The sequence below is a fragment of the Janibacter terrae NBRC 107853 genome (assembly GCF_001591405.1).
GTDB lineage: Bacteria > Actinomycetota > Actinomycetes > Actinomycetales > Dermatophilaceae > Janibacter > Janibacter terrae.
In genome coordinates, this window is the sequence record NZ_BCUV01000002.1 from 449,697 (window position 1) to 461,862 (window position 12,166).

The window sequence follows — 12,166 nt, forward strand, 5'->3', positions numbered from 1 at the left end:
GACGGGGTACGGTGGCCCGTCACCAACCGGACCTGCGAAGGGGGGACCACCATGGCCAAGAAGACCGCCCAGGGCGAGCTCGTCGTCGCGCGCAACCGCAAGGCCCGCCACGACTACCTCATCGAGGACACGTACGAGGCCGGCCTCGCGCTCATGGGCACGGAGGTCAAGGCGCTGCGCATGGGCCGCGCCAGCCTGGTCGACGGGTACGCCATCTTCTACGGGGACGAGCTCTACCTCGAGGGCGTGCACATCCCGGAGTACGTGCAGGGCACCTGGACCAACCACACCCCGCGCCGCCGGCGCAAGCTGCTGCTCCACCGCGCCGAGCTCGACAAGATCGCCGCGAAGGTGCAGGGGAGCGGGCGCACGATCGTCCCACTGTCCCTGTACTTCAAGAACGGCCGGGTCAAGGTCGAGATCGCGACCGCCACCGGCAAGAAGGCCTACGACAAGCGGCACGCGCTGCGCGAGCGGCAGGACCGGCGGGAGACCGACCGGGCCGTCTTCGGTCGCGGACGCGACTGACGGGAATGCGTTTGGCCTCTCGCGTCGTTGAGGGGATACTGAGAGAGCACAACTGAACAGCGTGACGTGTCCCTCCCATGGGGGTGATCGGTTTCGACATTGGCCGGTCCTTCAGGAGAAGCGGGTCGAGGATGCACGGTCATCTCGTCAACGCCCCGTGCAAAACCCATAGGTGCCAACTCCAAGCGCACCGACTTCGCCCTCGCCGCCTGAGCGAGCCCGAAGTCCGTTGGCCTAGGCTTGATCTCGGCCTAGATCCCAGCGTCAGCTAGAGATCTTGCTGCAGTGCCATGTCACGGGGTACTGCGGGACTCTTACGTGACTGGGCCTGTCGGGGAACGTGTGCGCGCGAGCCCCGGGGCCGAGAAAATCCATAGCGCACTGCACCCGGAGAAGTCCTGATTGTCTGCCAGTGGACGCGGGTTCGATTCCCGCCACCTCCACCACCTGGGCCACGTCACGCAGCACGCACGACGAAGGGCGGGACCATCGCGGTCCCGCCCCTCGTCATGTGCGTGGGGTTCAGCGCCTCACTTGAAGGCGTCCTTGACCTTCTCGCCGGCGGCCTTGAGGTCGCCCTTGGTCTCCTGGGCCTGGCCCTCGGCCTGCAGGTCCTCGTCGTCGGTGGCGTCGCCAGCGGCGCCCTTGGCCTTGCCCGCGAGCTGGTCCTTGGTGTTCTCGATCTTGTCGTCGATACCCATGGAGTCCTCCTGGTCGTGGTTGGTCTCTCCACCTCACCACAGGTCGCGCCGACGCGCCAGTGCTCCTCGCGGAGGACGGGTCGACGCGGTGGGGAGCGTCAGCCCGCGGAGCCCTCACGGGCCGCGACCTGGGCCTTGACCTCGTCCATGTCGACGTCCTGGACGGCGTCGAGCAGCTGCTCGAACTGGGCCTTGGGCAGGGCGCCGGCGCTCTGGTGCAGCAGGATGCCGTCGCGGAAGGCCATCAGGGTCGGGACCGACGAGACATTGGCGAGGGAGGCCAGCTCCGGGTTGTCGTCGATGTCGACCTTGGCGAAGGTGATGTCCTCGCGGTCGTCCGCGGCGGCCTCGAAGACCGGGGCGAACTGACGGCACGGGCCGCACCACGACGCCCAGAAGTCCACGACGACCGTGCCGTCGCCGGTGACGGTGGAGCGGAAGGTCTCGAGATCGAGGTCGGTGATCTTGCTCATGACATCAACTGTAGGCCGACCTGGGCGCGGGTGCTTCGGGGTGGTGTGCTGTGCTGGCCCGGTGCCCGTACCGCAGACCCGCCGTCGGCTCCTCCGGGTGGCGTTCGCGCTCGTCGTCCTCCTCCAGCTCGTGGTCCTCTACGCGCCGCAGGTGCCGGGGCCGCCGTCGCCGGTTCCCCACGGGGACAAGGTGGTCCACGCCTTCGTCTTCGGCCTGCCCGTGCTCGTCGCCGGTCTGGCCCGCCGCAGACGGTGGCCCGCCGCAGCCCTGCTGTGCGCCGTGCACGCACCTGTGAGCGAGGTCATGCAGCACGCGGTCCTCGCGCACCGCTCCGGTGACCCGTGGGACGTCCTCGCCGACCTCGTCGGTGTCGGCCTCGCAGCAATAGCGGTACCATTGGTGATTCGGCGACCGCGTCGTCGCCGCTCCTAGGAACTCGCACGATCGCTTTCGACTCTGGTGTCGCCCGCGCCCCACGTGTGCGGGTTTGCCCATTCACCAAGAGATTGAGAGCACCGACGTGCCCCCGAAGAAGAAGCCCCGCTGGACCACCTCGCAGAAGAGCTCGGCGAAGAAGAACGCTCCCGTCAAGGGACCCAAGAAGCCCCACCACCGCGGCCAGGCGCCGACCGACGCGCCCCGCGCCAAGGAGCGCTGGCGCGACCGCGACGAGTCCTCCTCCGGCGACCGGCCCAAGCGCGTGCGCCGCGACGGCACCGAGGACCGCGGCCAGCGGACGTGGGAGCGTCGCGAGGACCGCGGCCGTTTCCAGCGCCGTGACGACCGGGACGACCGTCGTGGTGGCGGTTTCCAGCGCCGCGACGACCGGGACGACCGCGGCTTCGAGCGCCGCGAGGACCGCCGGCGCGGCCCCGCCCCGCGTTTCGACCGCGAGCAGACGGGTGGCCGCCCGTCGCGCGGCCACCGCGACAACGACGACCGTCGGCGCGGTCCCGCACCCCGCTTCGAGCGCGAGCAGAACCGCCGCGGCGCCGCCCCCCGCTTCGAGCGTCCCGACCGAGCGGACCGCTTCGAGCGCACCGAGGACCCCGAGGCCCTGCGCCAGGAGGCCGACACCTGGACCTCCTCCGCCCGCACCTCGCTGAGCGGACCCGTCGACGTGGCCGAGGACAACGGCTTCGCCGCGCTCGGCGTGCCCGAGGTGCTCGTGGAGCGACTCGCGCGCGACGCCATCACCACCCCCTTCGCCATCCAGGCCGCCGCGATCCCGGACGCCCTCGCGGGCAAGGACGTGCTCGGCCGCGGCCAGACCGGCTCCGGCAAGACGCTGGCCTTCGGCCTGCCGATGCTCGCCCGTCTGGCCGGCGGCCGCGCCCGCAGCCGCAAGCCCCGCGGTCTCGTCCTCGTCCCGACCCGTGAGCTGGCCATGCAGGTGAGCGACTCCCTCGAGCCGCTCGTCCACGTCAGCGGCCTGCGGATCAAGCTCGTCGCCGGCGGCCTGTCCTACACCGGCCAGACCGCGGCGCTCGACAAGGGCGTCGACGTGCTCGTCGCGACCCCGGGTCGCCTCGTCGACCTGCTCGACCGCGGCGCGCTGACGCTCGACGAGGTCGAGGTGGCCGTCCTCGACGAGGCCGACCACATGGCCGACATGGGCTTCCTGCCCTCGGTCACGCGGATCCTCGACGACTGCCGTCCCGGTGGCCAGCGGTTGCTCTTCTCCGCGACGCTCGACCGCGGCGTCGGCGACCTCGTCGCGGCGTACATGAGCGACCCGGTGACGCACAGCACCGACGAGGCCTCCGCGAGCGTCTCGACGATGGAGCACCACCTCATGCTCATCGAGCCCAACATCAAGAAGCAGATCACCGCGCGGATCGCCTCGCGTCCCGGTCGTACCGTCGTCTTCGCGCGGACCAAGCTCGGCTGCGAGCGGATCGCCGGCGAGCTGCGGGAGGCCGGCGTCGCCGCGGCCCCGCTGCACGGTGGCCTCAGCCAGTCGCAGCGCAACAAGACGATCGGTGCCTTCCGCACCGGCTCGCTGCCGGTCCTCGTCGCCACTGACGTCGCCGCCCGCGGCATCCACGTCGACGACGTCTCGCTCGTCATGCAGGTGGACCCCCCGGGTGACCACAAGGACTACCTCCACCGCGCCGGTCGTACCGCCCGCGCGGGCGAGAAGGGCAGCGTCGTGACGCTCGTCCTCCCGCACCAGCGCAAGGAGGTCACGCGCATGGCCGCGGAGGCTGGTCTCGAGGCGCGCCCGGTGAGGACCGAGCTCGACCACGAGGTCCTCTCCGACGTCGGTGCCGTCGAGCCGAGCGGGGTGCCGATCTCCGACGCGGACTTCCGCAAGCTCGTCGACCCGCGCCCGGCGCGTCGTCACTCCGGCACCCGCGGGCCGCGCGGCGCGCGGGACCACCGTGATGGTGGCCGCGGCGGTCGTCAGGGCGGGTACCGCGGACGCCCCCGGGACTAACCTGAGGGCATGGAGACCTCGCTCGCCGGCCGCCTGCTCGTGGCGACCCCCGACCTGACGGACGATCTCTTCGCCCGCAGCGTCATCCTCGTGCTCCAGCACGACGAGCAGACCGCCGAGGGCCTCATCCTCAACCGACCGCTCGACACCCCCGTGGACCACGTGCTGCCCGGCTGGCAGGCCGGCTCCAGCCAGCCGCAGCGCGTCTTCCAGGGTGGGCCTGTCCAGCTCGACTCGGCCATCGGCCTGGCCGGGCTGCCCGGCGACGTCGAGCCGCCGCCGGGGCTCAAGCGCCTCTTCGGGGCGATCTCGCTCGTCGACCTGGACTCCCCGCAGGAGATCATCTGGCCGCAGGTGAGCGCGCTGCGCATCTTCGCCGGGTACTCCGGGTGGAGCGCCGACCAGCTGGCCGACGAGCGGGCGCGTGGCGGCTGGTACGTCGTCGACGCCGAGATCGGTGACGTCTTCGACGGCGACCCGGGCACCCTCTGGCGACGCGTCCTGCGTCGGCAGGCCGGGTCGCTCGCCTTCGTCTCGACCTACCCGGTGGACCCGGACCTGAACTAGGGCCCGATCTAGGATGGGTGGCATGAGCACGCCTGCCGACCCCACCCAGCCCGGCTCCCCGGTCACCGAACCCGGTGGCCCGTCGACGTCGACCTCGCTGCTCGAGCGCACCGAGCCGACCCCGCAGCTGGCCGAGCCCGGCGACCACGAGCGCTTCAGCCACTACGTGCGCAAGGAGAAGATCCTCGAGAGCGCGCTGTCCGGCGAGCCGGTCAAGGCCCTCTGCGGCAAGACCTGGGTGCCCGGGCGCGACCCGGAGAAGTTCCCCGTCTGCCCGATCTGCAAGGAGATCTACGACGGTCTGCGCGACCCGCAGGACGGGGAGGACTGATCCCCACGGTGGAGGCCTTCTACCGGCAGCTCGACGACGCGACCTTCGACTCCCTTCCCGCCACGGCCGGCCCATGGACCCCGCATGCCCAGCACGCCGGTCCGCCGGCGGCCCTGCTCGCGAGGGCGATGGAGCGGCACGATCCGCAGCCCGGCACGCGCCTGGCCGACGTGCGCCTGGACATCCTCGGGCCGATCCCCGTGGCTCCGCTGGCCATCGACGTCCGGGTCCTGCGAAGCGGGCGGTCGATGCAGCTGCTCGAGGCGAGCGCCGGTGTCGCCGGCCGCCCGGTGGCGGTCGCCAGGGCCTGGCGCATCGTGCGCGCCCCCGAGGACTTCCCTCGGCTGCAGGGCCGGCGCACCGGCGGTCCCGACCCGGTGCCGGAGGGTGCGGGGGACGGGCGGCTCGAGATCCCGGGCATGCACCTGGACGGCTACGTCAGCGCGATCGAGTGGCGCACCGTCGAAGGGGGAGTCGGCACCGGCGGCACGGCCGTCGCGTGGGGGCGCCAGCTCATCCCGCTGCTGCCCGACGAGGAGCCGACACCGTGGGAGCGTGCGCTCGTCCTCGCGGACTCCGGTGGTGGCATCACGATGACGCTCGACCCGCGCCGGCACACGTACATCAACTGCGACCTGCACGTGGCGCTCGACCGGGACCCCGAGGGGGAGTGGGTGCGTCTGAGCTCCCAGGCGCTCGCGACCCCCGGTCACGGCGGCACGGTGCACACGACCCTGTCCGACCGGCTCGGCGACCTCGGCACGGGCGTGCAGACCATGGTCGCGATGGACGCGAGGGCGTGAACAGGCCCCTCGCCGGTCCCATGCGCCACCGGTTTTCGGTCCTGTCGGCGCGGCGATCTACAGTGGTCCCGCGATGAGTCAGTCTGCTGCTTCCCACCTGTCACCCGCCTTCCCGAGACGGGCCGCGTGGGGCACCGCCGGCGCCCTGCGCGCTTGGCAGGCCGAGGCGCTGCAGCTCTACCTCGACTCGGGCCGCACCGACTTCCTCGCGGTCGCCACCCCCGGCGCCGGCAAGACGACCTTCGCCCTGCGGGTCGCCGCCGAGCTGCTGTCCACGGGTGAGGTCACCAACATCACCGTCGTGGCGCCGACCGAGCACCTCAAGACGCAGTGGGCCGACGCGGCGGCCCGCGTCGGGATCCACCTCGACCCGAGGTTCTCCAACACCACGGCCGTCACCTCGAGCGACTACGACGGGGTGGCGGTCACCTACGCGCAGGTGGCCTCGCGCCCCTCGGTCCACGAGCAGCGCACCCGGGCCGAGCGCACCCTCGTCATCCTCGACGAGATCCACCACGGCGGGGACAACAAGTCCTGGGGCGACGGCATCCGCCAGGCCTTCGAGCCGGCGACCCGTCGACTCTCCCTCACGGGCACGCCCTTCCGCTCCGACACCAACCCCATCCCCTTCGTCGGGTACGAGTACGGCGACGACGGGATCCTGCGCTCGAGCAGCGACTACACCTACGGGTACGCCGAGGCGCTGCGCGACGGGGTCGTGCGGCCGGTGCTCTTCATGGCCTACGGCGGCGCGATGCGCTGGCGCACCCGCGCCGGTGACGAGGTGGCCGCGCGGCTCGGCGAGCCGATGACCAAGGACCTCGTCGCCCAGGCCTGGCGCACCGCACTCGACCCGAAGGGGGAGTGGATCCCCTCGGTCCTCGCGGCCGCGGACAAGCGACTCACCGAGGTCCGTCGCGGGGTGCCGGACGCGGGGGCGATGGTCATCGCCACCAACCAGACGCAGGCCCGCGCCTACGCGCGCATCCTCACCGAGCTGACGGGGGCGAAGCCGACGGTCGTCCTGTCCGACGACAACGGTGCATCGCAGCGAATCGAGGACTTCTCCGCGAGCACCTCGCGCTGGCTCGTCGCCGTGCGCATGGTGAGCGAAGGGGTGGACGTGCCCCGACTCTGCGTCGGCGTCTACGCGACGTCGACGTCGACCCCGCTGTTCTTCGCGCAGGCCGTCGGACGCTTCGTGCGCGCCCGCGGCCGCGGCGAGACCGCGTGCGTCTTCCTGCCCAGCGTGCCGGTGGTCCTCGCCCACGCCGGTGCCCTGGAGGAGCAGCGCGACCACGCCCTCGACCGGCCCGACGCCAGCGAGGACGAGGCGCCCCTGTGGTCCGAGGAGGAGGGCATGCTCGCGGCGGCCAACCGCGAGGAGGGGACGAGTGATGACCTGCTCGGGTCCTTCGAGGCGCTCGAGTCCGACGCCCACTTCGACCACGTGCTCTACGACAAGCAGCAGTTCGGGCTGCACGCCGAGGTCGGCTCGGAGGACGAGCAGGACTACCTCGGCCTGCCGGGGCTGCTCGAGCCCGACCAGGTGCACGCCCTGCTCAGCGAGCGGCAGACGAAGCAGTCCAGGCGGACCGGCCGCACCCGTCAGGACGACGACGCGCCCATGGCCGCCCACCGGGCACTGGCCGCCCAGCGCAAGGAGCTCAACAAGCTCGTCGCGGCGTACGCGACGAAGACCGGCTCCCCGCACGCCAACATCCACATGGACCTGCGCCGTGCCTGCGGCGGACCGGAACTCGCGCAGGCCACGAGCGAGCAGGTCACCGAGCGGATCGAGCGGATCCGGCGCTGGTTCGTCGGGCGGAAGTGATGGACAACTCGCTCGCGGTCCATCCGGGTGGCCCTCATGACCAACAACGCACTGTCTGCGTGACCTGATGAGGATCAAAGACTTCGGGCGCAGTGCCTGGTCCGATGACCACAGGGGGTTCGCCTTCGTCATCGGCATGTGCATCTTCTGGCTCGGCCCCCTGATGTTCGGGGCGATGGCCGTCATGGGGCCCCGGGTGATCTGGCCGATGCTGGCGGGTGCGGTCATCACGGGTGTCGGGTGGGTCCTGGCGTGGGTGGTCATGATCCGACAGGTGCGCCGCTCGCCACCCGGGGCGAGCGTCGACCTGACGCCGACCGTACCGCTCGTCGCTCCAGCCGTCCTCATGGTCGGCGGCGTCGTGCTGAGCCTGCTCTCCTTCTGACCCTGCGTCCGATCATCCGCCGGCGGCGGCCTGCACGAGCGCGTCGGTACGCATCTCCAGGTGGGTCACCAGGCAGATCGAGGTGCTCGCGCGCACGACGTGGACGTCGTCGATGATGTCGTCGATGACCCGGCCGAGGTCGGCGTTGTCGGTGGCGACGATGCGGATGATGAGGTCGCCGACGCCGGTCGTGCTGTGGATCTCGAGCACCTCGGGGATCGCGGTCAGGTGGTCGACGACGGCCTGGTGGCCGAGGCGCTGACGGATCTCGAGGGTGCACAGCGCCGTGACCGGGTACCCGAGCGCCGCCGGGTCGACCGTCGGCGCGAAGCTGCGGATGACCCCCTTCGTCTGCAGCCGGTCGAGGCGCGCCTGCACCGTCCCCCGGGCCACGCCGAGCTCCCGGGAGGCGCCGAGGACACCGATCGACGGGCGCTCGGAGAAGAGCGCGATGAGGCGGGCGTCGAGCTCGTCGATGACCGGGCGTCGGGACCGAAGCATCTTCATGGGCACATTGTCGCCCTCGACCCGGTGGTCCGGCAACAGATTGTGCAGGGTGCGCAGGGGCCGTTGGTCCTCTTGCCCACGCCCGTGAGCCCCGGCCACGCTGGGCGCATGTCCGACACCGTTGTTGAACTCACCAGGCAGGAGCGCGAGGCCCAGCTCGACCTCGCCCAGCTCAAGCAGCTCGTCGGGCTCGTCGAGTACGACGAGAGCACCGACCCCTTCCCGGTGACGGGATGGGACGCGATCGTCTTCGTCGTCGGCAACGCGACGCAGACCGCGCACTACTACCAGTCCGCGTGGGGCATGGAGCTGGTCGGCTACTCGGGGCCGGAGCACGGCAACCGGGACCACAAGGCCTTCGTCCTGAGGTCCGGCTCGATCCGCTTCGTCGTCAAGGGCGCCGTCAGCCCCGACAGCCGCCTCATCGCGCACCACACCGCCCACGGCGACGGGGTCGTCGACATCTCGCTCGAGGTCCCCGACGTCGACAAGTGCGTCGCGCAGGCCAAGGCCGCCGGGGCCAGGGTGGTCCGCGAGCCGGAGGACGTCTCCGACGAGCACGGCACCGTCCGCATCGCCGAGATCGCGACCTACGGCGAGACGATCCACTCCCTCGTGCAGCGGACCGTCGACGGCCGGACCTACGGCGGCGTCTACCTGCCGGGGTACGTCGCCAAGGAGTCCACCTTCGTCAAGCGCGACGGTGCGCCCAAGCGGCTCTTCCAGGCGCTCGACCACATCGTCGGCAACGTGGAGCTGGGCAAGATGGACGAGTGGGTCGCCTTCTACAACCGGGTCATGGGCTTCGTGAACATGGCGGAGTTCATCGGTGACGACATCGCGACCGAGTACTCGGCGCTCATGTCCAAGGTCGTGGCCAACGGCAACCACCGGGTGAAGTTCCCCCTCAACGAGCCGGCCATCGCCAAGAAGCGCAGCCAGATCGACGAGTACCTCGACTTCTACCGCGGTCCCGGCGCGCAGCACCTCGCCCTGGCGACGAACGACATCCTGCGGACCGTCGACGAGCTGCGCACGGAGGGCGTCGAGTTCCTCGACACCCCGGACGCGTACTACGACGACCCGGAGATGCGCGCCCGCATCGGCGAGGTCCGCGTCCCGATCGAGGAGCTCAAGGCGCGCGGGATCCTCGTCGACCGCGACGAGGACGGCTACCTCCTGCAGATCTTCACCAAGCCCCTCGGGGACCGCCCGACGGTCTTCTTCGAGATCATCGAGCGGCACGGGTCGCTCGGGTTCGGCAAGGGCAACTTCAAGGCGCTCTTCGAGTCGATCGAGCGGGAGCAGGACAAGCGCGGCAACCTCTGAGTCGATGCCGAAGGGGGGCGGTCCACCGGTGGTGGGGCGCCCCCCTTCGTCATGGGCGTCGATAGACTCAGGTGACCCTCACCAAGGAGCCTCGTGACCTGGTCGCACTTCCTGCCCACCTTCGGGGGGCTCTTCGTCATCGTGATGCTGCGGGCCAACGCGACCTACTGGATCGGGCGTGGCGCGGCGGCGGGCACGCGGCGCTGGCGCGGATCAGCGTCACCGCCGTCCCGGAGCGTCACGAGGGCGCAGGACCTCGTCAACCGGTGGGGCCCGGTCGCGGTCGTGCTGTGCTTCCTGACGATCGGGATCCAGACGGCGGTCAACGCGACGGCGGGCGTCACGCGGATGCCGCTGCGCCGCTACCTGCCGGCGGTGACCGTTGGGGCGCTCCTGTGGGCGGCGATCTACGCGAGCGTCGGCCTGGCGGCCGCGCAGGCGTGGCTGGCGGCCGCCGCACGCTCGCCCGTCGGGGCGACGACCGTGACCGTGGTGCTCGTCGCCGCCGTGCTCGCGGTGGTGGTGCACCGGCGCGTCCGGGCGTCGTGAGATCGTGAGCGCATGAGCACCCCCGAGCGCGCCGGCTGGTACGACGACCCGGAGGACGAGTCCCGGTTGCGGTACTTCGACGGGATCATCTGGAGCGATCGCACGGTCCCGAAGCAGACCCGCTGGGCGCAGCCGGTGACGGACCCGGCGCAGCCGGCGACCGGACCGGCACAGCCGGGGACCGACGTCTTCGGTCGACCGACGCCGCCCGGCGGCGCCCAGCCGCCGTACGGTCAGGCACCCCACGGTCAGGCGCGCTACGGCCACGCGGCGGCTGCGACCCCCGAGGCCACGACCACCGACGGCCAGCCGCTCGCCGGCTACGGCGTCCGGGTCGCGGCGTACATCCTCGACGGGTTCATCCTCGCCATCATCAACCTGGTCGTCGCCGGCTGGGCCCTGTGGCTGTGGGTCGCCGACTACTGGGGCTTCGCGTGGGACGCGGCCGTCTCCGGCAACCAGGACGCCGTCCGCGACCTGTCCCCGGACGAGCTGTGGGGCCTGTTCGACTGGCAGTACTTCTACATCGCGCTCGGGCTGATGCTGCTCGTGCAGATGCTGTACCACGTCGGGTTCCTCGCCGCCCGCGGCGCGACCCCGGGCAAGATGGTGCTCGGCATCTCCGTGCGGCGTCTGGACCGGCCGGGCCCGATGGGCCTGGGTGTCGCCTTCATGCGGGTGCTGCTGCCCCTCACGGTCGGCGTCTTCCAGACCGTGCCACTGCTCGGCTACCTGCTCGGGCTCATCGGCGTGGTCGACCTCGTGTGGCCACTGCGGGACCGCAACCGTCAGGCGCTCCACGACAGGATCGCCGGTACCCAGGTCGTCGTGGGCAAGCGCTCACCGCGCTGACGACGGCCGGCGCCGGTCACCCGGCGAGCAGCCCGAGGTCGGTCAGTTCCCCGATCGGGTCCGTGACGTCGCAGCACCCGTAGCCGGCGAAGGCCGAGCGCACCGCCGCCACGTCGGGGCTCGACCACTCCGCGACGATCCCGGCGAGCGCCTCGGCCTCGCGCACCTCGAGCAGGTCGCGCACCGTCCGCGCATCGGCGCCACCCGCCGTGGCGTGCACCGCCACCAGGACGTTGAGCAGCCCGTGCTGCTGCTCGCTGGTGCCGTCGACGGTGTGCTCGCCGCGCACCACGTGGTGCAGGCCGCCCGTGAGGACGAAGGGGAGGTACCGCCGGGCAGTCCCGAGCAGGACGTCCGTGAGCTCCTTGGCGTCCGGCCAGGCCCACGTGGTGGTGGCCCCGGTACGGAACTTGGCGCGGACGTCGGCGATGTCGTGGGCCGCGGCGATGTCGTCGAGCGCGGCGTCGCGGTCCCGACGCCCGACCTCGAGGTGCAGCGGGAGCTCGCCGGGGTCGAGCTCGCGCCAGCCCGGGTACCAGCCGGCGTCCAGGGAGACGAGCCGGACGCGCGGGTCCGCGCGCAGGGCGCGGATGGCTCCCTTCGTCTCCTCGACGGGGATGCCGGGGCGGGCGACCAGGCCGATGCCCGGCGGGACCGGGGCCCCGGCGTCGAGGGCGGACAGCAGGTCGGTCACGGCGGGCACGCCGACGAGGAAGGGGCCGACGAGGTCGGCGTCGCGGCCCGCGCGGTGGGTGGCGTGGCGGTGCAGGGCGTCGGCCATCGGCAGCGCCGCCGGCGGGAAGAGCGCGGCGTCGTTGACCAGTGAGATGAAGAGCGCACGGTGCGCGGGGCTGCTCGGCATGGTC

At 71.7% G+C, this 12,166-nt stretch carries 15 protein-coding genes and 1 other RNA gene; 12 read left to right on the forward strand and 4 right to left on the reverse strand.

The features are described 5' to 3' along the window. The first annotated feature begins 51 nt into the window (after window positions 1-51). Together smpB and ssrA are read left to right on the forward strand one after the other, a co-directional pair. Entirely contained in the window at window positions 52-528 is a 477-nt protein-coding gene (smpB, locus tag JT1_RS02215) for an SsrA-binding protein SmpB (RefSeq protein WP_068322283.1), read from the forward strand. 79 nt (window positions 529-607) lie between these two features. After that, window positions 608-974, forward strand: a transfer-messenger RNA (tmRNA) gene (gene ssrA, locus JT1_RS02220). A gap of 84 nt (window positions 975-1,058) precedes the next feature. Here ssrA and JT1_RS02225 read toward each other — a convergent pair. After that, complete coding sequence (locus JT1_RS02225; RefSeq protein WP_068322285.1) at window positions 1,059-1,229, reverse strand: CsbD family protein; 171 nt, start codon at window positions 1,227-1,229, stop codon at window positions 1,059-1,061. A 98-nt stretch (window positions 1,230-1,327) separates the two neighbouring features. Further along, entirely contained in the window at window positions 1,328-1,702 is a 375-nt protein-coding gene (gene trxA / locus JT1_RS02230) for a thioredoxin (RefSeq protein ID WP_068322290.1), read from the reverse strand. Between the two features lie 61 nt (window positions 1,703-1,763). On the opposite strand from trxA, the gene JT1_RS02235 reads away from it, so the two are divergent. The 7 genes from JT1_RS02235 (at window position 1,764) to JT1_RS02265 (ending at window position 8,063) form a co-directional block, all read left to right on the forward strand. Then, complete coding sequence (locus tag JT1_RS02235) at window positions 1,764-2,135, forward strand: VanZ family protein (RefSeq protein WP_255218228.1); 372 nt, start codon at window positions 1,764-1,766, stop codon at window positions 2,133-2,135. A gap of 88 nt (window positions 2,136-2,223) precedes the next feature. Continuing rightward, a complete protein-coding gene (locus tag JT1_RS02240) occupies window positions 2,224-4,143 on the forward strand; it encodes a DEAD/DEAH box helicase (protein WP_255218229.1) in 1,920 nt (639 codons plus the stop codon). A gap of 9 nt (window positions 4,144-4,152) precedes the next feature. After that, a complete protein-coding gene (locus JT1_RS02245; RefSeq protein WP_068322293.1) occupies window positions 4,153-4,710 on the forward strand; it encodes a YqgE/AlgH family protein in 558 nt (185 codons plus the stop codon). 22 nt (window positions 4,711-4,732) lie between these two features. Next, window positions 4,733-5,041 (forward strand): DUF3039 domain-containing protein, encoded by a 309-nt coding sequence (locus JT1_RS02250; RefSeq protein WP_068322297.1) that lies wholly within the window; start codon window positions 4,733-4,735, stop codon window positions 5,039-5,041. An 8-nt stretch (window positions 5,042-5,049) separates the two neighbouring features. After that, window positions 5,050-5,844, forward strand: a complete 795-nt coding sequence (locus JT1_RS02255; RefSeq protein ID WP_068322301.1) for a thioesterase family protein — start codon at window positions 5,050-5,052, stop codon at window positions 5,842-5,844. A 73-nt stretch (window positions 5,845-5,917) separates the two neighbouring features. Beyond that, window positions 5,918-7,678, forward strand: coding sequence for a DEAD/DEAH box helicase (locus tag JT1_RS02260; RefSeq protein WP_068322304.1), 1,761 nt, complete (start codon window positions 5,918-5,920; stop codon window positions 7,676-7,678). A 67-nt stretch (window positions 7,679-7,745) separates the two neighbouring features. After that, entirely contained in the window at window positions 7,746-8,063 is a 318-nt protein-coding gene (locus JT1_RS02265) for a hypothetical protein (RefSeq protein WP_068322307.1), read from the forward strand. Between the two features lie 12 nt (window positions 8,064-8,075). Here the strand turns inward: JT1_RS02265 and JT1_RS02270 are convergent, their stop codons facing one another. Further along, window positions 8,076-8,570, reverse strand: a complete 495-nt coding sequence (locus JT1_RS02270; protein WP_245634774.1) for an Lrp/AsnC family transcriptional regulator — start codon at window positions 8,568-8,570, stop codon at window positions 8,076-8,078. Between the two features lie 108 nt (window positions 8,571-8,678). Between JT1_RS02270 and hppD the strand changes: the two genes are divergently transcribed. From hppD to JT1_RS02285, 3 genes are all read left to right on the forward strand, one after another. Then, window positions 8,679-9,899 carry a 4-hydroxyphenylpyruvate dioxygenase gene (hppD, locus tag JT1_RS02275; protein WP_068322309.1) on the forward strand — a complete coding sequence of 407 codons (1,221 nt, stop codon included), beginning with the start codon at window positions 8,679-8,681 and terminating at the stop codon, window positions 9,897-9,899. Window positions 9,900-9,992: 93 nt separating this feature from the next. Next, complete coding sequence (locus tag JT1_RS02280; protein ID WP_082807408.1) at window positions 9,993-10,448, forward strand: DedA family protein; 456 nt, start codon at window positions 9,993-9,995, stop codon at window positions 10,446-10,448. Between the two features lie 12 nt (window positions 10,449-10,460). Beyond that, window positions 10,461-11,300: an RDD family protein gene (locus JT1_RS02285; RefSeq protein WP_068322310.1), complete on the forward strand. Its 840-nt coding sequence runs from the start codon at window positions 10,461-10,463 to the stop codon at window positions 11,298-11,300. Window positions 11,301-11,316: 16 nt separating this feature from the next. Here JT1_RS02285 and JT1_RS02290 read toward each other — a convergent pair whose 3' ends face one another. Next, entirely contained in the window at window positions 11,317-12,162 is an 846-nt protein-coding gene (locus tag JT1_RS02290; RefSeq protein WP_169701803.1) for a hypothetical protein, read from the reverse strand. Window positions 12,163-12,166: the final 4 nt, after the last annotated feature.